The following is a 24,525-nucleotide window of genomic DNA, read 5'->3' on the forward strand; positions in this document are numbered from 1 at the left end:
CCGGTGCCGACCAGCCGCCCTCAGAAGGACTCGACCTTTTGACCGTCCGGGACCTTGTAGCAACCGGACACGACATGCAGGCTGAGCTTCGGTGGGTCGTTCTTGGCCATCTGCACGATGTTGACGCCGGCCTTCTGCTGATCGTTGTCAGCGGTCAGATTAATGTTCCTGTTCTTGCTGGTGTCCGGCCCGTACGAGATGATCTTCCATCCGTGCTTGGACAGCTCCGCCTTGAGTCGCTCCATCGCCACGTCGAGGTCCTTCGCCGACGCAGGGTAGAAACTCCACCAGTGGAAGATCCGGAAGTAGGTCTTCGTGTCCTTTCCTGAGCATTCCGTTACGAATGGACGGCTGTCGGACGCCTTCCCCTTGACACCGATCATGTTGTAGATACCGCTGGACAGCTTTTCCATCGCGTCGGAGGCATCACGCGAGGTGCTTGTTCCGGCAGACGGGGTCGCGTCGGAGTCTTTCTCGGTCATGCCGCATCCAGTGATGGTGGTCAGGGTAAGAGGTAGGGCGAGCACACAGGCGCTCAGTCTGATCTTCACGTCGGTGAGCCTCACGTCGTCGCAGCTACTTGACATACGCCCACTTATCGGGCGGCGGCTTCAACGGCACATCATCACCCTTCCCGACGACGACCAGTGCCTGGTTCTTCAGGCTCTGTGAAGGACCGTTGGACGTCTCGTCCCAGTAACCGCTGTGCCCTTCGGTGTCCGTGGTCATCTCGTTGGCGCCGAACTCCGGATCGCTGGGGATGATGAAGCCGTCCCCGCCATGGCCCCAGCGGCCGATGTCCGGAACCACGTCTCCGTCGGCCTCCTCATTCCACACGTGGCCCTTGGGTACGTCCAGCTCGTCGGCGCTGGACACCTTGACCCCGGGACTGCCGGCGAAGACAAGATCATCGGCGCTGACATGTCCCGTCTGGGCCGCGGCGCCGACGAGCGTCGTTCCATACGAGTGAGCGATCACTGTACGGTGCGGATGCGTGCCGCCGGTGTAGGAGGTGTCGAGCCCGTCCAGGAACTTGTCGAACGCGGGCGCCCCGTCATATGCGTAGTGTTCGAACGGCGCGTCTTTCCAGACACTGTCAGGTGCGTCGTAGCCGAGCCAGGTGATCGTGGAAACGGACTTTCCGTCGGCTTCGTCATGAGCCGCGTACCAGACCTTGGCCATCCGGTCGATGTTCCCCCCGATGCTGTCCAAATCCGAGGTCGTACCCGGAACATAGACAGCCTGGTGATCCGCGGTGTCCGGGTTCCCGTTGGCGATGATCGCGCGGCCGTCTCCGTCGGCGCTGAAGCCCAGTAGGTATGCCTCGGGCAGTCCGCTGGTGCCCGTCTTGTCGAAACGGTCCTGTATCGCGTTCATGCCGTCAATCCCTTTGTACATCTTCTCCCGTTCGGCTTCCCATTCCTTCCACGCCGGGTTTTCCTCCTTGCCCTGCTTCACCCCGGTGTGCAGGTTGATGTGGTCCTGGTACCGCGGGGGCTCAGGGTTATCCTTCAACCAGGCGTCGTATTTGACCTGTGCGACACCGTGCGTCTCGGAGAGCACTGTCCGGTTGGCCTCATCCCGAACCGTGGCAGGGAGTCCGTCGAGTGCGCCGACCGAGTCGGGACGCATGGAGATCCACGCGGCCTGCTGCTCCGGGCTGAGCCCCTTCCACCACTTCGCGTTGTCCGCCGGTTTGCCGTCCTTGGGCGGCTGCGGCAGCGAGTCGAGGTACTCCTTGCCCGCGTCGCGCACGCCGCTCGTGTCCGAGGACGCGTCGGCAAGGTCCTTGTCGGAGACGGTGAGATCGTCGTCCGCCTTCAGTGCCCGCAGCTTCGGCGCCCACTTCTCGTCGGACTCCGTCGCCTCCATGAGGGCGCGGGCGATGTCGTCCGCGTAGTCCAGTGCGAGGCGGTGGTTCGGGTTGGGGTCGAGTTCGGCGAACTGATGGCTCACGGCCGAGACCATGCCCTCGAACAGGCCGCCCGCCGTGCCGCTGACCGTGCCGCCCCCGGGAACCTTTCCGTCCGTACCCTTCTCCCCGCCCGCCGGATAGGTGATCGAGCCGTCGGCGTTCACGGTGAGCTTCGCCGCCTGCGCGCCGTCGATGGCCGCTTGAAGCTTCTTCTTGGCCGCTTCGATCTCGTACGAGAACGCCTCAAGAGCCGCACTGACCAGTCCGCATTCGATCTGGACGTAGTGGAAGTCCTTGCCCAGCTCCGACAGTTGGCCGAGCGCCGCGGTCGAGGACTTACTGTTGAGGGATTTCCTCATGGCCGCGGCGATCTCGTTCTCGATGCGGTCCTTGGCCGCGCTGGCCATGTCACTGGTGCTGCGGTATCCGTCGGCCGCGTCCCGGAACTCTTTGGGGTCGAGCGCCTTCAGGGTTGCGAGGTCCATGACTTATGGTCACCGCCCCTTGTCCTGGCCGCCGACCGCCGGCGTATCCGCGTAGTCCACCTCGAGGTTGCCGATCTCGACCTTGACGGACTCATCGGTCTTCAACAGGTCGCTGCCGACTTTGCCCAGCAGGTCCGAGAGCCTTGTGCAGCGCCCGCTCACAGCCTTGACATAGCGATCCCACGAGTCGTGGACTTCCTTCTGAGCCCCGGACGTCTGGCAGCCGCTCTCCGCGACAAGGCCCTTCTGTCCGTCCGTCAGCTTTCCGAGCGCCGTGGTGATGGAGCTACTGAGCGTGCCGACGGCTTGGCCTGCCTTGGACCAGGCCGGTTTGTTCGTCACCAGAGTGCCGGATCCTCCCGGTTCCGGCGGCACATGGTTCAACTGCATGTGGGCGCCCTGCCCGTTGGCCGCGGCTGCTTTGAGCTGCTCCCACTCGTCCCACGCCATGCGTGTTCCCTCCCCCGTGTCCGCAGTAACACAGTGCGGTGACCGACTCGTACCGTATCCGGAAGGTGGCCGTACCGCATCGGCGTCAACCGCTACGGCGACTGAGTATCCGTACTCATGCGTGTGGCGAGCGTGACCTCGCGAGTCAACGGTTCGCGCGGCAACTCGCCTGTTCCGTCAGGTTACTTGGCGACTGAGCCAGGCAGGCATGTCGACCTCGGCCCGCACGGTCTTCCCGGGCGGGTCGCGGTCGACCACCTCCCACCGGTCCGCCAACGCGTCCACCAGCACGAGCCCACGCCCCGCGTCGGCGAGCGGCGCGGGCTCGGTCACGTCCTCGGGACCCGGTGGGCGTCGTTCGGCGCGCGTGTCACTCACCTCGACGCGGATACTCGCTGCCAGCCGGACCAGCCGGAGTTCGAAGTCCCGGCCGGGTACGCGTCCGTGAGTGACGGCGTTGGCCGCGAGTTCGGCGACGATCGCCGCGACCGAGTAGGCGGTGTCGGTGCCGTGCGGAATGCCCCAGGCGTCGAGCTGGGTCAGCACGAGGCGCCTTGCCAGGCGGGCGCCGCGCGGGGTGGAACTGAGGCGCTGAGTGACGGTGCGGATGGAGGCGGGAGGTGCTGTCATGGGGCCAATGTGGTGGGTGGGAAGGGCACTTCACCGGGTCCGCCGGTTTGCGGACGTTCGGGGCGGTAGTGCGGGCGCTTCGCGAGTATCGCGGGCTGAGCAGCTGGCGATCAGTCTCTACACGTACGAGTGCCGGATGATCCCGGGTCTGATATCCGACCCGAAAGTGGTCGGCGTCCTCCAGGCCAGGCATGCGTGGAGGTGGCCGCCCGCCCGGCCACCGTCCACGTCCGCGACTCCAAGGCCCAGGAGGGTCCGGCGCTCGCCCTCTCCCCCACCGCCTGGTCGGCGTTCGTCACCTTCGCCGGGGAGTGACCGTCAGGACCTTCAGGGCCACCAGGGGGTGGAACAGGAGGGCCGGTGAGGCCACCATGTTCACCACTCGTACGAACCTGGTCCAGACGGCCGCGTCCTTCACCGCCACATGGAAGAGACGCGTGTTGTACCAGTGGGCGAAGCGCACGGCGAGGGGTTGGCCCTTCGGGCTCCACATCAGGTCGGAGTTGGTGGACACCGTCCACGGCAGCAGCACCAGGCGGCCCACCTTCCTCTGGAATCCGCGGGCGAGGCCGTCCAGCCGACCGCTCGCGCGGTGCCGCTTCAGCATGTCCTGCAGCAGCTCCGCCTCCATCGCGGCGACCGTCATGCCCTGGCCGTAGACGGGGTTGAAGACACAGACCGAGTCGCCGACGGCGAGGAGGCGGTCCGGCCAGTTCTTGACGGTGTGGAAGGGCCGCCACTGGTTGTCGACGTTGGTGTAGCGGCGGGTGGGCTCCTGGACGGAGCGCATGGCGATCTGCTCGGCCAGGCGCGGGTTGGTCAGGCTCTCCGCGAACGCCAGGTAGCCCTCGTCGTCGGTCGGCGGCATGTCCTGGAACCCGAACAGCGAGCAGGTCCACCGGTTGCGCTCCACGGCGAGCAGGACCCCGGCCCGGGGCACGCTGGGAGCGAACAGCATCTGGTAGGCGACGTAGTAGTCGGGGTGGTCGGGGTGGCTCTGGGCCGGCCGGTCGAAGTTCATCGACGTGTAGGTGACCTTCGCCTTCACGGTCCGCTTGGGCGGGACGGTGATCCCCATCTCGTCCAGCCAGTCCGTCAGGGAACTGGACCGTCCGGAGGCGTCGATGACCAGATCGGCGTCCAGGCTGTAGAGCTGGTCGCTCTGCGACTGGCATGTCACGCCGGTCACGCGGCCGGAGGAGTCCCGGGTCAGTCCGGTGCACTGGGTGGCCGGCACCAGTGTGACCTGGGGAATCGCGAGCACCTTGCGCCGCAGGCGGCGTTCCAGCTCGTCGCGGGTGAAGGTCTGGACCGGGACGCCCGTTCGCTCCCGTGGCGCGAGTCCGACGGGCAGGAGGAAGTCGATCCCCTCTCCGTAGTCGAAGACCGGCGCTCCGGCTTCTTTCAGCTCCGCGCGCAGTCCGGGGAACAGCCGTTCCAGGATCTCCCCGCCCTTGGCCAGCATCGCGTGCGCGTGGTAGCCCTGCGGAGCGCCCGGATGGGCGCCGGTGTCCTCGTCGACTTCGTCCCGTTCCACGAGGACGACCTCGCTGAAGAAGTCGGCCAGGACGCGTGCGGTCACGAGTCCCGCATAGCTGCCGCCGATGACAACGGCCTTGCCCCAAGGGCGATCTGCTCTCATGTCGTCTCCCACTTGTGACTCGTTACCCCCGCAAGCGCGTGTCAGCCCCGGGATCAGGCTTCCGCGCCGGGCGTGGTGTCGCATGTCCCGCGCGTACGACACCACGCATGCGCCCTGGTTCCGTTCAGATCCGGTCAGCCGCGATCAGGAGGTAGTGGAAGCTGCCCTCCTTGTACGCGGTGAGGAACGGGTCCTCGATGCCCGTGGCCACCGAGGACTTCGCGCGCAGTTCCCAGTACGGGATCGTGTCCGGGGTCAGGTCGATGACCTGGATCGGCACCAGGTTGTTCGCCGCCAGTGCCCTGAAGTACTCGCTGCGCGGATGGATGTTGCAGGTGTAGTGCTCGTCGATCCTGCTGACGGCCTTGGAGCGCATGCCGGTGACGTCGTTGGAGCAGCCGGTGATGCAGACGTACCGTCCGCCGTACTCCAGCAGGCGGGAGAACTCGGCGAAGAGTTCGAACAGGTCGACGTACATGGTCGTCTCGTTGGTCCAGATCGCCCGGCGTGATCCGGTGTCGAGACGGGTGTCGAGCATGTTGCGGAAGTGGAAGCGGACCTTGTCGTGCACGGCGCGCTGCGCGGCCTGCTCGTTGGCGAAGTCGACCTGCTGCTCGGAGATGCTGACGCCGTCCACGTGGCAGCCGAAGCGGTCGTTGGCCATGAAGCTGGTGCCGCCGCGGCCGGAACCGGCGTCCAGGAGGCGGTCTTCGGGGGTGAGGCCACCGAGGTGGTCGAGGAGCACGTCGGCCTGGGCGGTCTCCAGGCGGTGCAGTTCCTCGATGATGTGCTGGTCGCGGGTCTCGGGCGGGCCGGCGAGGACCGAGGGGTCCCAGTCGCCGAGGCCGTAGTGGTGGTGGTAGAGGCCGTCGACCTCCCCGAGCTTGATGTTGACGGGATCCTTCTCCTGATTCCAGTACTCCGCGACCGACTTCTGGTAGTCGGTGCGCAGGACATCGCGCATGGCGATGCTTTCCATCTGGGTGGAGATCTTGGACATGGGTGATCCTTACTGGGGGTGGGGGATGCGCGGGGGACGCGCGCGGGGTCAGGCGGCGTTCGCGGTGCCGTGGTAGCGGCCGCTGGTGGCGTGCCACTCGCGGCTGCCGCCGACCCAGGCCCAGGTACTGGCCAGGAAGCGGCGTAGTTCCGGGGAGCCGGTCCGGGCGAGCGCGGCCGCCTCGGTCTCGAAGGTGAGCATCAGCTCGTTGTGGATGTCGATGGTGCGGTCGACGGCCTCTTCCAGCGAGCAGTCGTCCTCGGTGGCGATCAGCCGGGGCAGGCTGAAGTCCGCCGGGTCCTCCTTGGCCATGGAGTAGATGTCGTTGACGATCACGGTGGCGGTGCCCGCCAGGGTGAACGCGCGCCGTACCCGGAGGTCGGAGAACTCGCCGTACGGGATCTCGTAACCGGCGATCGCGTCGACGAGCACCATGCACGGGATGAAGCTGTTCTCGTGCCGGTGCATCAGGTACTCCCACACCGGCGGGCGGTGCCCGGAGGCCTGCCAGTAGCCCTCCTGGCCGTAGGCGACGAACATGATGCCCAGCTCGTGGCGGAGCCGGCGCACCTGTGAGGTCGTCGCGAACGAGTGGAGGTTGCGCAGGCTGTCCCGCAGGGCCCGCGCGACCGGGTCCGCCCGGACGACCTCCTCCAGCTGGGGGGCGTACTGGAGCGGGAGGTTCGCCTGGTCGATCACCGAGTGGGCGATGGCGAGCCGTTGGCCGAGCTGCTCGGGCCGGGCCTGCTCCACCTCGCCGTCCACGTAGTGGTCGTCCACGGCCCATTCCGCCAGCCCGCACTTGGCCGCCGCCAGCAGCCGGTCCGGGTCGTCCGTCTCGGGGTGGGCCAGCATCATCAGCCGGCCGAAGTCGGCCTGGCGGATCATGTCCAGTTGGCCCGGGTAGATCCCCATCTCCCCCGCCCACTCCACCAGGCGCGCGGTGACGGTCTCGCCGAGGGCGCGGTCGTCCCGCACGGCGGGCGGACAGTGGAGCCGGGGACCGGGATCGGACACCGACGACGCCGACGCCGAGGCCTCCCGGCGGGGCTCGGCGGCCGTGGCGCGGAGAGGGGCCACCGACGCGCCGTTACCGGTGCGCCCGAGCGCCGCCGCCGAGACACCCAGCCCGGTGGGCCCGGTCGGCAGCCCGACCAGAGACGGCCCCTCGCCCGCCTCTGGCTGCCGGGCCTCCGCAGGCTCCACGGGCGCCGGCTGACGCCCGGCCACCATCGCATCGCCGTCCGCCGCCGACTCCCCCGCCTCCGCCGGACGCACAGCCTCCGCCGCCTGCCCGGTCGCCTGGGCCGACGACGTACCCAGACCGGTGGGCCCGGACGGCAGACGGGCCACGCCCGCCCCGGACGTATCCCCCGGCAGCTGCACGGACGCCGGCGGAATCCCGTCGGACGCCGCCTCCCCATGACCGACCCCCGCCGGAGCCGACAGCGGAAAGCCGCGGCCGGTCGCCTGGGCCGACGACGTGCCCAGACCGGTGGGCCCGGACGGCAGACGGGCCACGCCCGCCCCGGACGCGTCCCCCGGCGGCTGCGCGGGCGCCGACGGAATCCCGGCAGGCGCCGGCCGATCACCCGCGCTCGACGGACGGGCCACCGTCGGCTGACGCGCGACCGCCGGAGTCGGCAGCGGGAGCGGGAGCCGGGGAGCGGTCGGCTGGGTCGCGCCGCGGGCCGTGTGTGTGCCGGGCGATGTGGGCGCCGCTCCGAAGGGGGCGTGGGCCGCCGACGTGCCCAGTCCCGTGGGGCCCGATGGCAGGCCCGGCGCGCCGGGCTCGGGCACGGGAGCCGGCGGGTGGGCCGACAGCAGTGCCCGTACCAGGCCCGCCATGTCGTGGGCCGCGGCGGGCGCCGCGACCCGGGAGATCAACGACACCGGCGTCAGCTCCCGTTCGTGCGGGCGATCTCGACGTTCTCCAGGACGCCGAGGGCGTCGGGCACCAGGACGGCCGCCGAGTAGTAGGTGCTGACCAGGTAGGAGATGATCGCCTGCTCGTTGATGCCCATGAAGCGGACGTTCAGGCCGGGCTCGATCTCGTCCGGGATGCCGGTCTGGTAGAGACCGATGACGCCCTGGTCGTCCTCGCCGGTGCGCATGGCGATGATCGACGTGGTGCCCTGCTCGCTGATCGGGATCTTGCTGCACGGCAGCAGCGGCACCCCGCGCCACGCGGGCAGGTGGTTGCCGTTCAGGTCGATGCTGCCGAAGTAGATGCCCCGCTTGTTGCACTGGCGCCCGAACGCGGCGATGGCCTTGGGGTGGGCGAGGAAGCAGCGGGTCTTGCGCCGCATGCTGAGCAGTTCGTCCAGGTCGTCCGGGGTCGGCGGGCCGGCGTAGGTGGAGATCCGCTGGTCGAAGTCGGCGTTGTTGAGCAGGCCGAACTCCTCGTTGTTGATCAGCTCGTGCTCCTGCCGCTCGCGCAGTGCCTCGATGGTCAGCCGCAGCTGCTGCTGCGTCTGGTTCATCGGCTGGTTGTAGAGGTCGGCGACCCGGCTGTGCACCCGCAGCACGGTCTGCGCCACGCTCAACTCGTACTCGCGCGGCTTGAGTTCGTAGTCGGCGAAGGTCTGCGGCAGCGTCTCCTCACCCATGTGCCCCGCGCTGAGCACGATCTCCGCCTCGCCCGAGCGGTTCATCCTGCGGTGCCCGTTGGCGCTGATGTGCTGGACATGCCGGCGCAGCGCATCGTGCCGGTCGGCGACCGCCTTGTACGCCGTCAGCGGCAGCGCGAGCACCGTGGTGGCGGTCGTCGCGCGGGCCGTGAAGTCCCATTTCTTGGCCTGTCCGGCGAGCACCCGGCCGCCGAAGGTGTCCCCGTCGGCCAGCAGTCCGATCACGGCCTCGTCGCCGTACGGGCCCTCGCCGATCTTCTCGACCTTGCCGTGCGCGATCAGGTACACGTGGTCGGCCTTGCGGCCCTCCTGCACGATGACCTGGCCCGGCGTGAACTCCTTCTGCACGAACTTGTCGGCCAGCGCGCCGAGTACGTCGGCGTCCGTGAAGCCGCGCAGCAGCGGCAGTTCGCCCAGCTCTGCGGGGATCACCTCGACCTTGGAGCCGGTCTTCACGAAGGACACCCGGCCGTCGCCCACGGTGAACGACAGGCGGCGGTTGACCCGGTACGTCGCGCCGGGCACGTTGACCCAGGGGAGCATGCGGGTGGCCCAGCGGGAGCTGATGCCCTGCATCTGGGGTTCGGACTTGGTGGTGGTGGCGAGATTGCGCGCCGCCGCGGTGCTGAGGCTCTGCTGCTCGCGCTGCTGCTGCTGGGACTCCGGGCCCGCCGCCGGCGCTGTCACTGTGTCGAGGGGCATGGCTCTACCTCGTCTTCCCTGGGCACGTAAGAATGCGACGACCCGTTGTCGTCACGCTGCGTACACAGGAGTAGCAGAGGCGCGCTTACGTTGAGTGACCAAAGCAGACGGCGCGCGAGGTAGTTGACGCACTTCGCGTGCGCCCCTCGCGCGCCCCTTGCGGGCATCACTCCTGGTCTAACGTTTCCGCATGTCAACCGCTGGATGACTGTTCACCGACGAAATCCGGGGAGAGTCGTCACATACGCAGAGTGACCGGCGTGGCGCCCGCCCGCCTAGCTGCTGGGACACTGCTTCCACGCCAGGTGGTACACCGTGCTGATGTCCCCGTCCGTCGAGTCCATCGTCATGAAGCTGACCTTGTCGGGTGAGGTGGTGCCCGCGTTCACCCGCAGCTCGGTGTTGATGTTGAAGTTGCGCAGCACCCCGCAGGGTGCCCAGACCAGTTGGGCCCAGTCCGTGCTGTCGGTGGCCTCCCAGTTGTCGTTGAAGGGGGCGCTGAAGGGGTGGCTCTTGGGCACGGTGTTCGGGGAGCCCTGGAAGTAGTACGAGGCCTTCTGGGTGGCGCTCGCGCCGGGCTGCAGGGCCAGGAAGCCGCGGTAGTCGGCGCTGGCTATCGCGTAGGTGAAGCCCTGGGGGACGTGCACCACCAGGTTCAGCTGGCAGTTCTTGCGGAAGGCCGTGGGGTCGGAGTTGCCGCCGGCCTGGGCCAGGTAGCTGCTGTAGGTCACCGTGAAGGCGGTGTTGTCGGGCGAGACGGCGACCGCGGCCGTGCCCGCGGGGCAGCCGGAGCCGTTCACCGTCGCCACATCGATGACGATCTTGTCCGGAGGCGGGCTGTCGAACACGCCGGAGGCGGGTGTCCGGCCGGGTATCGCGGTGGTGAGCAGCGCCGCCACGGCGCCGCTCAGGAGGAGTCCACCAGCCATGGTTTCTCCCATAGTCGGATGTGGGGGGTCTGTGTGGAGTCTGTGAAGCGCTCCGCATCGTAGAAAGGCGCGCCCACCCTCGGAAGGCTCAACTCCGGCCATTCACATCCGGAGTTTTCACTGCTCCCCCCACGCCCCTACGGGTCCGCCGAGGTCCCCTACGGGTTCTCCCAGGCCCCCGGTTCCGCCGCCAGCGACCGGACGGGCTCCGGCAGCGCGTCCGCCGCGAGGTCGGCGAGGGTGACGCCCTCCAGGATCCGCCGGACGTTCGCACGCAGCGCGATCCACAGGGGCAGCAGGGGCTGTGCGCTGCCGGTGTAGGCGAGGCCGGTCGGGCGTTCGCCGCGGACCGACACGATCGGCCCGTCCACCGCCCGGATCACATCCGCCACCGTGATCTCGGCCGCGTCCCGCGCCAGCCGGTAACCGCCGCCTCCGCCGCGCCGGCTGTCGACGACTCCCCCGCGCCTGAGGTCGCCCAGGATCCCTTCCAGGAACTTGTGCGGGATGCCCTGCACGGCGGCGATCTCCTCCGCCTTCACCGGGCCGTCGCCCTGCCGCACGGCCAGCTCCAGTACCGCCCGTACCGCGTAATCCGCCCGTGCCGAGATCCTCATGGATCCATTGTGGGCCGCCGCCGCGTGGAGAATGGCCGCACCCGCGCCCCGTAAGATCGCCCGCGGAGGATCCACCTTGGCGCTCAGCAGACGTACTTTCAGTGCCCTGACCGGCTCGACCGCGCTCGGTCTCGCCCTGGGCGGCAGCGGCGGCCCCGGGGCGCCTTCGGCGTACGCGGCGCGCAGTGTGCCGACCGGCCCGGCGCCCGCCCCGCCGAGCGCCGACGGCGAGCGGCACACCATCGGCTACGACCGGTACTCACTGCTCGTGGACGGCAGACGGCTGATCGTGTGGTCCGGCGAGATGCATCCCTTCCGGCTGCCGAGCCCCTCCCTGTGGCGGGACGTGCTGCAGAAGATGCGGGCCCACGGGTACAACGCCGTGAGCATCTACGTGGCCTGGAACTACCACTCCCCCGCACCCGGCCGCTTCGACTTCACCGGCGTCCGGGACCTGGACCTGTTCCTGCGCATGGCCGCCGAGACGGGTCTGTACGTCATCCTGCGGCCCGGCCCGTACATCAACGCCGAGGTGGACGGCGGCGGCTTCCCCGGCTGGCTGACCGCCACCGAGGGCAGGGCGCGGACCGACGACCCGACCTATCTGGGGCATGTCGACGCCTGGCTGACCCAGGTCGACCGGATCGCCCGCAAGCACCTGTTCACCCAGGGCACCGGCACGGTCCTGCTGTACCAGATCGAGAACGAGTACGACGCCCACACCGACGGGACCGGCCGGGCGTACATGTCCCACCTGTACCGCAAGGTGCGGGCGGACGGCATCGACGTCCCGCTGTTCCACAACGACAAGGGGCGCAACGGCTACTGGGTGCCCGAGTCGTTCGACACCGGCGGCGAGAAGGGCGGCTGGCTGTACGGGTTCGACGGGTATCCGTCGCCGGCACAGACCCCGCCGGACTGGGGGACGTTCGGGCCCGGCGGGGCAAAGGGCGGGGCCAGCGCCTCGCCGTCCACGCCCGGGTTCGTGCCCGAGTTCGGCGGCGGCTGGTTCGACCCGTGGGGCGGGGCCTGGTTCGACGGCAAGGGGTACGCCGAGTCGCGGCGGACCCGGGACGCGGCGTACGAGCGGCGTTTCTATCTCACCAACCTCGCCAACGGGCTCACGCTCCACAACGTCTACATGACGTTCGGCGGGACCTCCTGGGGCTGGCTGCCCGCGCCGGTCGTCTACACGTCGTACGACTACGGCGCCGCCATCGACGAGGGCCGGAACGTCACCGCGAAGATCGCGCCGATGCACCAGCTCGGCCATCTGCTGCAGCGCGTGCCCGACTTCGCCAAGCTGGACCGGGCGGCGGAGGTGAAGGCCGAGGGCCTGAAGGTCTACCACCTGGCCAACCCGGACACCGGCGCGCATGTCTACGTCGCCCGCAACGACGCCGCGGACGCGGTCACCGCCGATCTGCCGACCGACGCCGGCCGGGTGCGGATCACCGTGCCCGGCGAGGACGCGCGGCTGCTGACGACCGGCCTGAAGCTGGGCAAGCGGACGCTCAAGTACGCCACCGCCGAGCCCGTGCTGTGCGTGACGGCGGGCCGGCAGGACATCGCGGTGTTCTCCGGGCGCCGTGACGACATGGCCGAGCTGGTGCTGAGGTGCCCGGTCGAGCCGAGCGTCACACGGCTGGACCCGGAGGCCGCCTGGGTCTTCGACGGCGACGCCGCGCTGCGGGTGAACGTCCCGCTCGGCAAGGGCGGGCTGACCCGGGTGCTGGTGCAGAAGGGCGAGACCGAGACCCCGCTGCTGCTGATCTTCGCCGACGACGCCACCGTCGTACGCGTGTTCCCCTACGACACCCCGTCCGGGACCCTGCTGGTGTACGGCCCGGCGCTGCTGCGCCATGTCGAACTGCGGGGTTCCGAGGTCCACTTGACGGGTGACGTCACCGAGACGACGAGCGTGGAGGTGTGGGGGCCGCGCGGCATCGACAAGCTGGTGTGGAACGGGCGCACCCTGCCCACCCGGGTGACGATGTCCGGCAGTCTGATGACCACCGGTCTGCTGCCCGCCGCCCCCGAGGTGAGGCTGCCCGCGCTGGGCGGCTGGCGGATGCGCAGGGAGAACCCGGAGGCCGGGCCCGGCTTCGACGACTCGGACTGGAAGGCGGCGGACAAGAAGACGTCGTTCAGCACCACCCCCGTCCCCGAGGGCCGGCCGGTCCTCTTCGCCGACGACTACGGCTTCCACTACGGAGACGTCTGGTACCGGGGCTCCTTCACCGACTCCACCGGCCTCCGGGAGATCTCGCTCGCCTACAGCACCGGCACCCAGGGCCTGCTGATGGCCTGGCTGGACGGTGAACCGCTGGGCACCCACCGGATGCCCGTGCCGGACAAGGACACGACGGTCAGGCAGGGGACCTGGGCGGCGACCGCCGCCTTCCCGGTGCGGGACGCGCTGCGCTCGCCCGGCCGGCATGTGCTGTCCGTGCTCGTCCGGCGCATGCAGCACGACCAGGACGGCAAGGGGCTCGACACCCACAAGGCGGCCCGGGGCCTGACCGCCGCCACCTTCGACGGCGCCTCCCCGAAGGTGCGTTGGCGGATCCAGGGCGCGAAGGCTCCCGATCCCGTGCGCGGCCCGATGAACAACGGCGGCCTGTACGGCGAGCGGAAGGGCTGGCATCTGCCCGGCTTCCGGGACCACGACTGGGAGAGGACGGCCTTCCCCCGCGCCGCCCGGTACCAGGGCGTGACCTGGTACCGGACCACCTTCCGCCTCTCGGTCCCGGCGGACATCGACGCGTCGATCGGCCTGACCCTGGACGACGACCCCTACCGCGCCTACCGCGCCCAGATCTTCCTCAACGGCTGGAACATGGGCCAGTACATCAACAACGTGGGCCCGCAGCACACCTTCGTCCTGCCGAACGGCGTCCTGCGCACCCGGGGCACCAACACCCTCGCGCTGGCGGTCCTCTCGGAGTTCACCACGCTGTCGGGGCCGGGGAAGGTGGGCCTGACACTGCTCGGCAGGGCGACCGGAGGACTGCCGGTCACGCCAGTCTGATCACGTTCCAGGACAGCGGCTCCAGTACGGCGGTGAGGGTTCCGTCCTCGACGGCGGTGCCCTCGACCGGGTGCGGGGCGACCCGCTCGGGGTCCTCGAGGGTGTTGCGGGCGTCGGGGTCGGCGTCGGCGAGCGCGCTGTGCTCGGTGACGGCCGGCAACTCCAGCCCGTTGAGCGCGACTTGGAGCGGCAGGGCGTCCGTGCGGCTGCGGTTGACGGCGAACACGGTGACCGTGCCGTCGGCCGCGCGGACGGCCGTGGCGTGCAGCAGGCCCGTGACGCCGTACTTCTTCGTCTCGTACGTCGGCGAGTCCACCCGCACGTCGAGCACCTCGCCCCGGCCGTACCGCGACGCCTGCGCGAACGGGAAGAACGTCGTCTGCCGCCAGGCCGGGCCGCCCGGCTCGGTCATGATCGGGGCGATCACGTTGACCAGCTGGGCGAGGCAGGCGACGGTGACGCGGTCGGCGTGCCGGAGCAGGGCGATGAGGAGCGAGCCGACGACGACGGCGTCCGTGACACTGTAGTTGTCCTCCAGCAGCCGGGGCGCCTCGGGCCAGTCGGACTGGTCGAGGCCCTTGGCGTACTCCTGCCAGCGGGAGAGGTACCAGACGTTCCACTCGTCGAAGGAGAGGTTGATCTTCTTCTTGGACTTGAGCCGGGCCCCGACGTGGTCGGCCGTGGCCACCACGTTCTCGATGAAGGACTCCATGTCGACGGCCGAGGCGAGGAAGGAGTCCACATCGCCGTCCACGGGCTCGTAGTAGGCGTGCAGCGAGATGTGGTCGACCAGGTCGTACGCCTCCTCCAGGACGGTCGCCTCCCACGCGGCGAAGGTGGGCATGGCCTGGTTGGAGGAGCCGCAGGCGACCAGTTCGACGCCGGGGTCGGCCTGGCGCATGGCCCGCGCGGTCTCGGCAGCCAGCCGGCCGTACTCATGGGCGGTCTTGTGCCCGGTCTGCCAGGGACCGTCCATCTCGTTGCCGAGGCACCACAGCCTGATCCCGAAGGGTTCCTTGTCGCCGTGGGCCACGCGGAGGTCGGAGAGGGCGGTGCCGGAGGGGTGGTTGGCGTACTCCTGGAGTTCGAGGGCCTCGGCGACGCCGCGGGTACCGAGGTTCACGGCCATCATGGGTTCGGCCTGGGGGCCGAGCTTCCTGAGGAACGCGATGTATTCGGAGAGGCCGAAACGGTTGGTCTCGGTGGAGTGCCAGGCCAGGTCGAGCCGACGGGGTCGGTTCTCGGCCGGACCGACCGAGTCCTCCCACTTGTAGCCGGAGACGAAGTTGCCGCCGGGGTAGCGGATCGCCGTCACTCCGAGTTCGCGGACCAACTCCAGCACGTCGGTCCGCAGTCCGGCTTCATCCGCCGAGGGGTGGCCGGGTTCGTGGATGCCGGTGTGGACGCAGCGGCCGAGGTGTTCGACGAAGGAGCCGAAGACACGTGCGTCGACTTCGCCGATGGTGAAAGCGGGGTCCAGTGTGAAGCGGGCGGGGTGCATGGGCGCCTTCCGGGGCACTAGGTGCGGGCGAAGCCGTATCCGGCGAACCGTTCGAGTTGTTCGAGATATCGAATTATGCTCGTAACTTCGAACGGGACCGTAGATTCAAAGCGCTTCCGCGTCAATGGCCGGGACACAAGCTCACGGCGTGGCCTTCTCTTTGACGACGGCCGCCGGATCTCATGACGAGGACACGCCCAGGCGCGTACCCTCGGACGGGCTCCACAGCGGCGGCGAAAAGGGGGAGGCATGGGCATCGCGGGCGCGCGTGAGCACGCGGCACGCCTGACCGCACGGCTGCGGCGCTCCCGTCCGGGCTCGGCGATGCGCTCGCTGGCCGGCGACCTCGCCACCGCCGTCCGCGCCCGGCCCTGCGCCCCTGACGGCGTACGGGAGTTGTGCCAGGCGCTGTGCGAGGAGATGAGCGCACTGCGCGGCGGGCGGCCGGTTCGCCTGCGCTTCGAGCGCTTCCCCGACGAGATCGAGGTCACCGGGCTGTGCGTGGAGTTCGCCGACTTCGACCTGGTGATCGTGGAGGAGCGGGCCGAGGCGGTGCAGCAACTGGTCATCCTGGGCCATGAGTTGTGGCATCTGCACGCCGGGCACCGGCACCACCACCCGGTGGACGCGGCGGCCCGCGCGCTCGCCGACGCCCCCGGCTGGCGGGACATGCCCCTCACGGTGGCCGCCCGCAACGGCTCCCGGGAGGCCGACGAGGCCGAGGCCGACGACTTCGGTCACCGCCTGGCCGCCCTGTTCCGGCCCCGCCTCACCGACTCCGGCGCCGGCGCCTCCCTCGGCCCGGTGCAGCGGACCCTCGGCTATCGCGGACGCGGGGGAGCGACACCGTGACGCCGGCACTCCGTTCCCCGGGACACACCGTGAACCTGGCACTCCATTCCCCGGGATACCTCGACGGCCTCTCGATCTCCTTCTGGATCCCCACGGCCGTCCTGACCGCCGCGCTGGCGATCAAGCTGCCCAGCATCATCAAGATGTGGCGGGACCCGATGCTGCGCGCCGTCGGCGGTCTGCTGCTGTTCGCCTGCGCGGTGTTCGTCTTCGCCTCCCCACGGACCATCGCCTGGACCAACCGGGTCACCGGAGTGCCGAACATCTCGGCGCCCTGGGTGTACTCCCTGCTCACCGCGCTCTGCGCGTCCTGGCTGCTGCTGATCATCGCCTGGCGCAACGGCCGCTCCGACCGCACCCGCCGGGTGACCCGCTGGGTGGTGTCCGTCTACGCGGGCGTCGTGGTCACCCTGTGGGCGCTGTTCGCACTCGCCGACGTGCCCGAGGAGCGGCTGCGCGACCTCGACACCTACTACGCCAACACCCCGTTCATGCGCGAGGAGATCCTCCTCTACCTCGTCGCGCACACCGTGGCCTGCTCGATCACGGCCCGGCTGATCTGGAACTGGATCCGCACCGACGGCCTCGACGGCTGGCTGCGCTGGGGACTCGGGCTGCTGGGCGTCGGCTACGCCACCAACCTGTTCTTCGACGCGGCCAAGCTCACGGCCGTCGTGGCCCGCTGGACCGGCAACGACCTGGACTGGCTGAGCACCGATGTGGCCCCGGCGGGCGCCTGTGTGTCCGCCACCCTGGTCGCGGTGGGCTTCATCGTCCCGCACGTCGGCCAGTACCTCCACGAGCGCTGGAACGTCCGGCTGCGCCACCGCTCCCTCGGCCCCCTCTACCAGCTGATGCGCACGGTCACCGGCGAGCGCGAGCCCTTCGCCCCGCACGCCCCCGCCGAACTGCGCCTGATCCGCCGCGAGACCTTCATCCGCGACGCCCTGCTGCAACTGTCCCGGCGCCTGGACGAGGACCTGCGCACACGCTCCTACGAGGCCGCCCTCGCCCTCGGTCACGTGCCCGGCCGGGCCAGGGCCCTGGCCGCCGCCGTGACCCTGCTGGACGCGGCCGGCGGCGAGCGGCCGCCGCGCCCCGACGGCCCCGACTCCCCGTCCGGTCCCGACACGGCGTACCTGCTCCGGGAGATCCAGGCCGTGTCCCAAGCCCTCCGCCACCCGGACGAGATCATGGCGGTACGCGCCCACGCGGCCGCCCCGGCAGAGAGCGTGCCCGCGCATGACTGAACAGCCCTCCCCCGCCAGAACCGCAGTGGTGCTCGGGGGATCCCACACCGGCATGCTCGCGGCCCGCGCGCTCGCCGGGTCCGCCGACCGGGTCGTGGTCGTCGAACGCGACGCCCTGCCCGAGGGTCCCGAGCCCCGCAAAGGGCTGCCGCAGGCCCGGCACGCCCACATGCTGTGGTCGGGCGGGGTACGGGCCGTGGAGGAGCTGCTGCCGGGCATCACCGACGCGCTGCGGGCCGCCGGAGGGCGCCGACATCCGGTCACGACGGGCATGGTCGCCCTCTCCGCGCAGGGCTGGTTCAGGCGCTGGCCCGAGTCCCACCATGTGATCCTGGCCGGCCGGGACCTGCTGGACGCCACCATCCGGGCACAGGTCCTCGCCGACGAGCGGATCGACCTCGTCGACCGCACCGAGGCCCTCGGCCTCACCGGGACCGGCGCCGCGGTCACCGGCGTACGGCTGCGGGCACGGGACGGCGCCGAACGCACCCTGGCCGCCGATCTCGTGGTCGACGCCACCGGACGCGGATCCCGGGCCACGGCATGGCTGGCGGACCTCGGGCTGCCGGCACCGGAGCACCGGGAGATCGACCCGGGCGTGGTCTATGCCAGCCGGCTCTTCCGCGCCCCCGAGGCGACCAGGGGCGACTTCCCGGTGGTCAACCTGCAGCCCGGTCCGCGCGGCGGCGGACCCGGCCGGTCGGGCTTCCTGCTCCCCATCGAGGAGGGCCGGTGGATCGCCACCCTGTGCGGCACCCGGGGCGGCGAACCCTCCGCCGCCAACGAGGACTTCATCCCCTTCGCCCGTGAGCGGCTGCGCCATCCGCTCCTGGGCGAGCTGCTGGAACGCGCCGAACCGCTGTCCGACGTGTCCGTCACCCGCTCCACCGTCAACCGCCGGCACTTCTACGAGCGGATGCCGGTGTGGCCCGAGAACTTCACCGTCCTCGGCGACGCGCTCGCCGTGTTCAACCCGGTCTACGGCCACGGTCTCGCGGTCGCCGCGCAGAGCGCGGTGCTGCTCCGCGAGGTGATACGACGGCACGGCTGGGGCACACCGGGGCTGGCGCGCCGGGTGCAGCGGGCCGTCGCCCGGCCGGTGCGCGCGGCCTGGGACCTGGCCCTCGGCCAGGACGTGTTCTACCCCGGCGCGACGGCCTCCGGCCCCACCGTGCGGGACCGGCTCGTGTCCGCCTACGTCGGCCGACTGCTGTACACCGCGACGGGCAACGGCCGCGTCGCCCGCCGGGTGACCGACGTGACGTCACTGGAGCGGGGGGCGGAGGTACTGCTCGCTCCACGGGTCCTGCTGGCGGCGGCGGTGGGCCCGCTCAGACCCCCCTTGGCGGAACCCCCGCTGACGGCGGAGGAACGGAAGGCGGCGGGCGTTCTCTAGTGCCGGAGCACCGGGCCGTCACAGCGCCGTGGCCGGGGGCAGGCGTGCCGGTGGGGCGGCCGTCATCCCTTGAACGCCGTTTGGGGCAGGCCCTCGCCCGCGTCCGGGATCACCAGGAGGGAACCCGACAGGGGGTCCGGGGAGGACAGGCCGACGCGGGCGGTCGTGATGTACAGGTCGGTCAGAGCGGCGCCGCCGAACGCGCAGGCCGTCGTGCGCAGCGTCGGCAGGCCGATCACCCGGTCCAGCTCGCCGCCGGGCGTGTACCTCCGCACCGCTCCCCCGTCCCACAGCGCCACCCACACACATCCCTCCGCGTCGACCGTCAGACCGTCGGGGAAGCCCGCGCCCTCCTCGATCTCCACGAAGGGCCGGCGGTCGTGGGCCCGCTCACCGTCGTAGCCGAAGACGTCCACGCGGCGGGTCGGGGTGTCGACGTAGTACATGAGCCGGCCGTCGGGGCTCCAGCCCGTGCCGTTGCTGACCGTGACGTCGGGCAGGACCGTCTGCACCGTGCCGTCGCCGGTCAGCCGGGTCAGCGTGCCGCCGCCCGGTGCCTCGTCGTAGCGCATCGTGCCCGCCCACAGCGAGCCGTCGGGGGCCACGGCGGCATCGTTCGCGCGGCGGCCCGCGACCGGCTCGTGGTGCAGCCAGCGGAACGTGTCGTCGGGGTCCAGCAGGCCCACGCCGTCCCGGAGGTTGAGGACCAGGCCACCGCCCGCCCGGGGCTTGGCCGCGCCCACGTGCTGTTCCGTCGTCCGCACCGTACGACGGCCCGTGGCGGGGTCGTAGGTGTGCACGCGCCCGCCCAGGATGTCGAGCCAGATCAGCCGGCCGGTCGCCGGGTCCCAGGTCGGGCCCTCGCCCAGCGCCGCCTCGGCCCGTACCGCGACCTCGTGTCCACCGCTCACGCCGCGCCCCGGTGGCCCAGCCGCTCGGACAGCTCCGCCGCGCCCTTCACGGCCAGCTGCTCCAGCTCGGCGCGGCGCTCGTCGCTCCAGCGGATCATGGGGACCGAGATGGACAGGGCGGCCACCACCTGACCCGTGCGGTCGCGCACCGGGGCCGCCACACAGCTCACGTCCGGGTTGGACTCGCGGCTCTCCACGGCGATGCCCCGCTGCCGGATCTCCGCCAGCGTCTCGCGCAGCGCGGCCGGGTCGGTGATGCTGTTGGGGGTCATCGCGGTCAGCTCGGCGCCGTCCGGGATCCGTGCCGTCAGCTCCTGCTCGGGCAGCGCGGCCAGCAGCATCTTGCCGACCGAGGTGCAGTGGGCCGGCAGGCGGCGGCCGGCGGCGGAGACCATGCGGACGGCGTGCGTGGAGTCGACCTTGGCGATGTAGATGACGTCGGTGCCTTCGAGGATCGCCACATGGACCGTCTCGTCGCAGGTCTCGGCGACCGAGCGGGCCACCTGCTGGCCCTCGGCGGCGAGGTCGAGCTGCTCGGCGTAGCGGCTGCCGAGCTGGTACGGGCGTACGCCGAGCCGGTAGCGTCCGGGCTGTCCCGGCACCTGCACGATGTACGAGCGTGCGGCGAGCGTGGTGACCAGCTCGTGCACGGTGGTGCGCGGCAGCTGTAGCTTGCGCACGATGTCGGGGGCGGAGAGCGTCCCGTCCCCGTCGAGGAACAGCTCAAGAATGTCGAGAGCCCGGGTCACGGCAGGCACGAGGCGTCCCACGTCCGGCCCCCTCCCTTTAGATGTAAGCGCCTATGTTCGAGATTTCAACAGGCGATCGGCATGACGAACATAGGCTAGCCATGCGGGGTGGCCCGGGCAATGGGCGGGGACCTGCCGGGCACCATGGATGGCATGGATCTCGACTTCCAGCTGGTGCTGCTGCGCCGCATGGCCGATCACAATCCCGACCTGGTCGAGGACGCCCGCCGGACGCTGGGCGCCTCGATCGCGGACATGCGGGAGGCCAACAAGCGCTGGCAGGCGATGGTCCGTTCGCCGAGATCCCGGTCCGCCGCCGCCCGGTACCGGTCCGTCCTCGGTGAGCCCGAGGCCGTGCTGCCGCGCCGGCTCGGGGACGTCGACTGCGAGGCCCGCCACTGGGCCCTGCCCCTCTGGCCCGACCTGCGCTTCGAGGTGCTGGTCGGACCGGACGGGGCGGTGTGGAACGAGTGGCTGGTGCGCGCGCCCGGCGCCCCGGCGCCGAGGCTCAAGACCCTGGACGACCTCGCCCCCTGGTCCTGCGCCGTCGACGAGGCCGCCCGCGCCTTCGCCCCCGCCCGCCCGCTGGAGGGCACGGCACCGACCAGGTGGGGCCTCGCCTTCACCGCACCCGGCCGGGACGGCGTACGGCACGAGGTGGTCGCCGAGTTCACGTGGGGGCTGCTCCAGCGGACGGCCCTGCTCGGCCAGTGACCCCGGCAGGTGACTCAGACGTCGAAGGCCGTCGCCCTGGTCCGCTTCTCCCAGGCGGTGACCTCCTCGCGGACCTGGTCGGCGTGGGCGAGGACCCCGCTCACGCCGTCGTCACCGAGCGGCAGCCGCAGCGGGGTGTCGTCCGCCTCCAGCGCGGCCAGGATCAGGGCCGCCGCCTTGGCCGGGTCGCCGGGCTGGCTGCCGTGGCCGCCGGAGACGAAGCCCCGGGTCTCTCCGACCTTGGCGTACACCCCGGTGTCGGAACTGGCCCCGGCGCGGTCGGCCTCGAACAGCGCGGTGCGGAACGCGCCCGGCTCGACGATCAGCACCTTGATGCCGTACTCCCGCGTCTCGTCCGCGAGCGCCTCGGACAGGCCCTCCAGGGCGAACTTCGTCGCGCTGTACGCCCCGAAACCCGCGAAGGACATCTGGCCGCCCACGCTGCTCATCTGCACGATCGCGCCGGAGCGCCGCTCGCGCATCCGCGGCAGCACCGCCCGCACGAGCGCCGCCGGACCGAAGAAGTGCAGGTCGAACAGGTCGCGCAGCTCGGCCTCGGTGGTCTCCTTGACGGCGCCGACGTGGGTGCGGCCCGCGTTGTTGACCAGCACGTCGATCCGCCCGTGCCGGGCCACGACATCCTGGACCGCCGCCTCGATCGCGGCGGTGTCGGTCACGTCCAGCCGGAGCGCCTCCACCTGGTCGGGGTGGGCGGCCACCAGGTCGGCCAGGGCCTTCGGGCGCCGGACCGCGCCGACCACCACGTCACCGGCGGCTACGGCCGCCTCGGTGATCGCCCGCCCGAACCCGCTGCTCGCCCCGGTGACCAGCCTATACCTTGTTCATCACAACTCCCCGTGGATCTCGGTGGGTCCCGCTGACACGAACCAGCCTGCCGCCGGATTCCGTTGCCCGTCCAAGACCCCCGGTGATAACCAATGGTCATGAAGAGGGATCCGGGCGCTGGAGCGGCAGTTGGGGGCGGAGCTGTTCCGGCGCGACCAGCACGGGGTGGCGCTCACGGCGGCCGGTGAGGCGCTGCTGCCGCACGCGCGCGACGCGCTGGCCGCCTGGGAGGCGGGGGCGGCGGCCGTGGAGGCGGCCAAGGCGGCCCAGCGCAGCACACTGGTGGCGGGCATGAGCACCAGTCCGGGCCGGGGCGGGATCGTGGACGAGCCGTTCCTGGCGCTGCCAAAGAGCGCGGGACGGCTGCGCGACCACTGGCTCGCCTGGACGCCCGCACCGGCCGGCCGCCCCGGATCGGCGCGGAGATCTCCGGGGCGGAGGAGACGTACGAGGCGCTGGTCGCCGGTCTCGGGGTCTGCCTGGTGGCCGAGGGCAACGCCCCGCTGATCACCCTGGGCGGGGTCGTCACCCGCCCGGTCCGGGGCATCGGCCCGAGCCGCTATGCGCAGGCGTGTCGAGAGACGGTCCGCCGAGCGCCCCAAAGGGGCGCGGGGAACTGCGCGACAAGCCACGACGAAGCCGCAGCCGCGAGACAGCGGATCAAGGCACCCCAGTAGGCGCTAGTCGGCAGCCTCCAGAATCGCCTCGGTGACCCGCTCCAACGACCCGGGATGCAACCAGAGAAACAGGTTCGGCTCCACCAGTTCCAGTTCCATCAGCCGGGGCTCCCCATCCTCCCCGTCCACGAGGTCAACGCGCCCGTAGAGCAGGCCGGAGGCCCCGGGCACCGCACCCAACGCCTTCTCGGCGACCACCAGTTCGGCCTCCGTCGGCTGCCAGCGCTCCAGGTCGGGATGGGCCACCTTGTCGGCGTCGTACGGCGTGCCGGGTGCGAGGACGGCGCCCTTGCGGCTCGCGTGCAGCAGCCGGCCGCCGAAGAACTGCAGCGCCCGCTCCCCGCTGACGTCGATGCCCGCCACGTACGGCTGCACCATCGCGGTGAAGCCCTCGGCGTGCATGCGGGCCAGGTGTCGTACGGCCTGCTCGTGCTCGGCGGGTGTGTAGCGGGCGGCGAACCGGGCGCCCGCGCCCGAGGTCGGCTTGATCACGTACTCGTGGTCGGCGGGCAGGTCGACGGGCTCGCCCGGCGCCAGGTAGCGGGTGGGGACGGTGGGCACGCCGGCGGCCGCCAGCTCGCCGAGGTAGCGCTTGTCGGCGCTCCAGCGCACCACAGGTGCCGGATTGGCGAGCCGGGTCAGCGCGCCGACCCGCCCCACCCAGGCGTCGAACTCCTCGGCTCGCCAGCTGTAGTCCCAGGTGGACCGGATGACGACGAGGTCGTAGCCGCCCCAGTCCGCATCCGGATCGTCCCAGTACCGCGCCTCGGCCTCGGCCCCGGCGGCCCTGAGCGCCCGCACCAGATCCGGCAGGTCGGTGTCGTGGCTGGGCTCGCTGCCGGGGTCGTAGGTGGCGAGGGCTATGCGGGGCATGGCGGGCTCCCTGTCGTACGTAGGTCCGATCACGGGGAGGCTAACAACCGCCGCCATCCGCTATGAAGCGAATATGACGACCGACGGCACCGCCGCGCACACCGGCATACCCGCCCTCCCGCCCCTCGTACGAGCCGCGCTCACCGCCGCCCGGGCCCACCGCTTCCCCTGCTCCTGCCGCCCCGAACAGGGCCGCCTCCTGCACGCGTTGGCGGGCGGGGCCCGTGCCCGCGTCGCAGAGACCGGTACCGGCCTCGGGGTGGGCCTGGCCTGGCTGGCCTCGGGCACGGCGCCGGGGGTGCGGCTGTACGGCGTGGAGCGGGATCCGGAGCGGGCGCGGGCCGCCGCCCAGGTGTTCGCGCGGCGACCCGAGGTCACCGTGCTGACCGGCGACTGGCGGCGGATCGAGGAGTACGCACCCTTCGACCTGCTCGTTCTCGACGGAGGCGGGCAGGGCAAGGCGCCCGGCGATCCGCCCGCGGACGTCGAGCGGCTGCTCGTAGGGGGCGGGACGGTGGTCGTGGACGACTTCACCCCGGCGACGGGCTGGCCGCCGCTGCACGCGGGCGAGCTGGACCGGGCCCGGCTGCACTGGCTGGAGCATCCCGCGCTGCGCGCGACCGAGCTGCGGCTCGCGGCGGACTTGAGCACGGTGGTCGGGACGAGGCGGCTGGGGTAGGAAGGGTGCCGAACGGTCACAACCGACCAGTGTTAGGAGTGCGCCG

At 70.9% G+C, this 24,525-nt stretch carries 22 protein-coding genes and 1 pseudogene; 8 read left to right on the plus strand and 15 right to left on the minus strand.

Annotated elements, in window-relative coordinates:
• Window positions 1-20 precede the first annotated feature (20 nt).
• The 4 genes from AB0L75_RS17845 to AB0L75_RS17860 all read right to left on the minus strand — a co-directional run bounded on the left by AB0L75_RS17845 (window position 21) and on the right by AB0L75_RS17860 (window position 3,480).
• Complete coding sequence (locus tag AB0L75_RS17845) at window positions 21-551, minus strand: hypothetical protein (protein ID WP_365181798.1); 531 nt, start codon at window positions 549-551, stop codon at window positions 21-23.
• Window positions 552-576: 25 nt separating this feature from the next.
• A complete protein-coding gene (locus AB0L75_RS17850) occupies window positions 577-2,400 on the minus strand; it encodes an alpha/beta hydrolase (protein WP_365181800.1) in 1,824 nt (607 codons plus the stop codon).
• A gap of 9 nt (window positions 2,401-2,409) precedes the next feature.
• Window positions 2,410-2,850 (minus strand): hypothetical protein, encoded by a 441-nt coding sequence (locus AB0L75_RS17855; protein WP_365181802.1) that lies wholly within the window; start codon window positions 2,848-2,850, stop codon window positions 2,410-2,412.
• Window positions 2,851-3,027: 177 nt separating this feature from the next.
• The gene (locus tag AB0L75_RS17860; RefSeq protein ID WP_365181803.1) at window positions 3,028-3,480 is read right to left on the minus strand and encodes an ATP-binding protein; all 453 of its coding nucleotides are present in this window, start codon (window positions 3,478-3,480) and stop codon (window positions 3,028-3,030) included.
• A 195-nt stretch (window positions 3,481-3,675) separates the two neighbouring features.
• Between AB0L75_RS17860 and AB0L75_RS17865 the strand changes: the two genes are divergently transcribed.
• A complete protein-coding gene (locus tag AB0L75_RS17865; protein ID WP_365181805.1) occupies window positions 3,676-3,795 on the plus strand; it encodes a DUF397 domain-containing protein in 120 nt (39 codons plus the stop codon).
• On the opposite strand, the gene AB0L75_RS17870 is transcribed toward AB0L75_RS17865, so the two are convergent.
• The 6 genes from AB0L75_RS17870 to AB0L75_RS17895 all read right to left on the minus strand — a co-directional run bounded on the left by AB0L75_RS17870 (window position 3,776) and on the right by AB0L75_RS17895 (window position 11,000).
• Complete coding sequence (locus AB0L75_RS17870; RefSeq protein ID WP_365181807.1) at window positions 3,776-5,122, minus strand: FAD-dependent monooxygenase; 1,347 nt, start codon at window positions 5,120-5,122, stop codon at window positions 3,776-3,778. The two genes, AB0L75_RS17865 and AB0L75_RS17870, sit on opposite strands and share 20 nt — an antisense overlap.
• A 124-nt stretch (window positions 5,123-5,246) precedes the next feature.
• Entirely contained in the window at window positions 5,247-6,122 is an 876-nt protein-coding gene (locus AB0L75_RS17875) for a geranyl diphosphate 2-C-methyltransferase (RefSeq protein WP_365181808.1), read from the minus strand.
• Between the two features lie 48 nt (window positions 6,123-6,170).
• Window positions 6,171-8,015: a family 2 encapsulin nanocompartment cargo protein terpene cyclase gene (locus AB0L75_RS17880; protein WP_365181810.1), complete on the minus strand. Its 1,845-nt coding sequence runs from the start codon at window positions 8,013-8,015 to the stop codon at window positions 6,171-6,173.
• Window positions 8,016-8,020: 5 nt separating this feature from the next.
• Entirely contained in the window at window positions 8,021-9,454 is a 1,434-nt protein-coding gene (locus AB0L75_RS17885) for a family 2B encapsulin nanocompartment shell protein (protein WP_365181811.1), read from the minus strand.
• A 275-nt stretch (window positions 9,455-9,729) separates the two neighbouring features.
• Window positions 9,730-10,383, minus strand: coding sequence for a DUF4360 domain-containing protein (locus tag AB0L75_RS17890; protein WP_365181813.1), 654 nt, complete (start codon window positions 10,381-10,383; stop codon window positions 9,730-9,732).
• A 158-nt stretch (window positions 10,384-10,541) separates the two neighbouring features.
• Window positions 10,542-11,000: an Rrf2 family transcriptional regulator gene (locus AB0L75_RS17895; protein ID WP_365181815.1), complete on the minus strand. Its 459-nt coding sequence runs from the start codon at window positions 10,998-11,000 to the stop codon at window positions 10,542-10,544.
• Between the two features lie 76 nt (window positions 11,001-11,076).
• Here AB0L75_RS17895 and AB0L75_RS17900 point away from each other — a divergent pair, with 76 nt between their 5' ends.
• Complete coding sequence (locus tag AB0L75_RS17900) at window positions 11,077-14,031, plus strand: beta-galactosidase (protein WP_365181817.1); 2,955 nt, start codon at window positions 11,077-11,079, stop codon at window positions 14,029-14,031.
• On the opposite strand, the gene AB0L75_RS17905 is transcribed toward AB0L75_RS17900, so the two are convergent.
• Window positions 14,018-15,532 (minus strand): alpha-N-arabinofuranosidase, encoded by a 1,515-nt coding sequence (locus AB0L75_RS17905; protein WP_365181819.1) that lies wholly within the window; start codon window positions 15,530-15,532, stop codon window positions 14,018-14,020. The genes AB0L75_RS17900 and AB0L75_RS17905 overlap by 14 nt on opposite strands.
• Before the next feature lie 249 nt (window positions 15,533-15,781).
• Between AB0L75_RS17905 and AB0L75_RS17910 the strand changes: the two genes are divergently transcribed.
• From AB0L75_RS17910 to AB0L75_RS17920, 3 genes are read left to right on the plus strand one after another with little or no spacing between them, the layout of a single operon-like run.
• Complete coding sequence (locus AB0L75_RS17910) at window positions 15,782-16,384, plus strand: toxin-antitoxin system, toxin component family protein (RefSeq protein ID WP_365181820.1); 603 nt, start codon at window positions 15,782-15,784, stop codon at window positions 16,382-16,384.
• Between the two features lie 29 nt (window positions 16,385-16,413).
• Window positions 16,414-17,634, plus strand: coding sequence for an MAB_1171c family putative transporter (locus AB0L75_RS17915; RefSeq protein WP_365181822.1), 1,221 nt, complete (start codon window positions 16,414-16,416; stop codon window positions 17,632-17,634).
• On the plus strand, window positions 17,627-19,030 hold the full coding sequence (locus AB0L75_RS17920) for an FAD-dependent oxidoreductase (protein WP_365181824.1): 1,404 nt from the start codon (window positions 17,627-17,629) through the stop codon (window positions 19,028-19,030). Before AB0L75_RS17915 ends, AB0L75_RS17920 begins: the two co-directional genes overlap by 8 nt.
• A gap of 62 nt (window positions 19,031-19,092) precedes the next feature.
• On the opposite strand, the gene AB0L75_RS17925 is transcribed toward AB0L75_RS17920, so the two are convergent.
• Together AB0L75_RS17925 and AB0L75_RS17930 are read right to left on the minus strand one after the other, a co-directional pair.
• Window positions 19,093-19,941, minus strand: a complete 849-nt coding sequence (locus AB0L75_RS17925) for an SMP-30/gluconolactonase/LRE family protein (protein ID WP_365181826.1) — start codon at window positions 19,939-19,941, stop codon at window positions 19,093-19,095.
• Complete coding sequence (locus AB0L75_RS17930) at window positions 19,938-20,711, minus strand: IclR family transcriptional regulator (RefSeq protein ID WP_365181828.1); 774 nt, start codon at window positions 20,709-20,711, stop codon at window positions 19,938-19,940. Before AB0L75_RS17930 ends, AB0L75_RS17925 begins: the two co-directional genes overlap by 4 nt.
• A gap of 99 nt (window positions 20,712-20,810) precedes the next feature.
• On the opposite strand from AB0L75_RS17930, the gene AB0L75_RS17935 reads away from it, so the two are divergent.
• The gene (locus AB0L75_RS17935; protein WP_365182123.1) at window positions 20,811-21,404 is read left to right on the plus strand and encodes a hypothetical protein; all 594 of its coding nucleotides are present in this window, start codon (window positions 20,811-20,813) and stop codon (window positions 21,402-21,404) included.
• Between the two features lie 14 nt (window positions 21,405-21,418).
• On the opposite strand, the gene AB0L75_RS17940 is transcribed toward AB0L75_RS17935, so the two are convergent.
• Window positions 21,419-22,234 carry an SDR family NAD(P)-dependent oxidoreductase gene (locus AB0L75_RS17940; protein ID WP_365182124.1) on the minus strand — a complete coding sequence of 272 codons (816 nt, stop codon included), beginning with the start codon at window positions 22,232-22,234 and terminating at the stop codon, window positions 21,419-21,421.
• Window positions 22,235-22,352: 118 nt separating this feature from the next.
• Between AB0L75_RS17940 and AB0L75_RS17945 the strand changes: the two are divergent.
• Window positions 22,353-22,927 (plus strand): annotated as a pseudogene (locus tag AB0L75_RS17945) (LysR substrate-binding domain-containing protein); the annotation flags it as partial.
• A gap of 3 nt (window positions 22,928-22,930) precedes the next feature.
• Here the strand turns inward: AB0L75_RS17945 and AB0L75_RS17950 are convergent.
• A complete protein-coding gene (locus tag AB0L75_RS17950) occupies window positions 22,931-23,800 on the minus strand; it encodes a hypothetical protein (protein ID WP_365181830.1) in 870 nt (289 codons plus the stop codon).
• A gap of 73 nt (window positions 23,801-23,873) precedes the next feature.
• Between AB0L75_RS17950 and AB0L75_RS17955 the strand changes: the two genes are divergently transcribed.
• Window positions 23,874-24,479, plus strand: coding sequence for a class I SAM-dependent methyltransferase (locus AB0L75_RS17955; RefSeq protein WP_365181831.1), 606 nt, complete (start codon window positions 23,874-23,876; stop codon window positions 24,477-24,479).
• The last annotated feature ends 46 nt before the right edge of the window (window positions 24,480-24,525 follow it).

This window comes from Streptomyces sp. NPDC052101, from assembly GCF_040680235.1.
Lineage (GTDB): Bacteria > Actinomycetota > Actinomycetes > Streptomycetales > Streptomycetaceae > Streptomyces.

Excerpts from the sequence above, each read along its gene's own strand:
- AB0L75_RS17885 (WP_365181811.1), bottom strand. The coding sequence starts at position 9,454 with ATGCCCCTCGACACAGTGACAGCGCCGGCGGCGGGCCCGGAGTCCCAG.
- AB0L75_RS17905 (WP_365181819.1), bottom strand. The coding sequence starts at position 15,532 with ATGCACCCCGCCCGCTTCACACTGGACCCCGCTTTCACCATCGGCGAA.
- AB0L75_RS17850 (WP_365181800.1), bottom strand. The coding sequence starts at position 2,400 with ATGGACCTCGCAACCCTGAAGGCGCTCGACCCCAAAGAGTTCCGGGAC.
- AB0L75_RS17920 (WP_365181824.1), top strand. The coding sequence starts at position 17,627 with ATGACTGAACAGCCCTCCCCCGCCAGAACCGCAGTGGTGCTCGGGGGA.
- AB0L75_RS17935 (WP_365182123.1), top strand. The coding sequence starts at position 20,811 with ATGGGCGGGGACCTGCCGGGCACCATGGATGGCATGGATCTCGACTTC.
- AB0L75_RS17860 (WP_365181803.1), bottom strand. The coding sequence starts at position 3,480 with ATGACAGCACCTCCCGCCTCCATCCGCACCGTCACTCAGCGCCTCAGT.
- AB0L75_RS17950 (WP_365181830.1), bottom strand. The coding sequence starts at position 23,800 with ATGCCCCGCATAGCCCTCGCCACCTACGACCCCGGCAGCGAGCCCAGC.
- AB0L75_RS17875 (WP_365181808.1), bottom strand. The coding sequence starts at position 6,122 with ATGTCCAAGATCTCCACCCAGATGGAAAGCATCGCCATGCGCGATGTC.
- AB0L75_RS17890 (WP_365181813.1), bottom strand. The coding sequence starts at position 10,383 with ATGGCTGGTGGACTCCTCCTGAGCGGCGCCGTGGCGGCGCTGCTCACC.
- AB0L75_RS17895 (WP_365181815.1), bottom strand. The coding sequence starts at position 11,000 with ATGAGGATCTCGGCACGGGCGGATTACGCGGTACGGGCGGTACTGGAG.
- AB0L75_RS17955 (WP_365181831.1), top strand. The coding sequence starts at position 23,874 with ATGACGACCGACGGCACCGCCGCGCACACCGGCATACCCGCCCTCCCG.
- AB0L75_RS17870 (WP_365181807.1), bottom strand. The coding sequence starts at position 5,122 with ATGAGAGCAGATCGCCCTTGGGGCAAGGCCGTTGTCATCGGCGGCAGC.
- AB0L75_RS17910 (WP_365181820.1), top strand. The coding sequence starts at position 15,782 with ATGGGCATCGCGGGCGCGCGTGAGCACGCGGCACGCCTGACCGCACGG.
- AB0L75_RS17855 (WP_365181802.1), bottom strand. The coding sequence starts at position 2,850 with ATGGCGTGGGACGAGTGGGAGCAGCTCAAAGCAGCCGCGGCCAACGGG.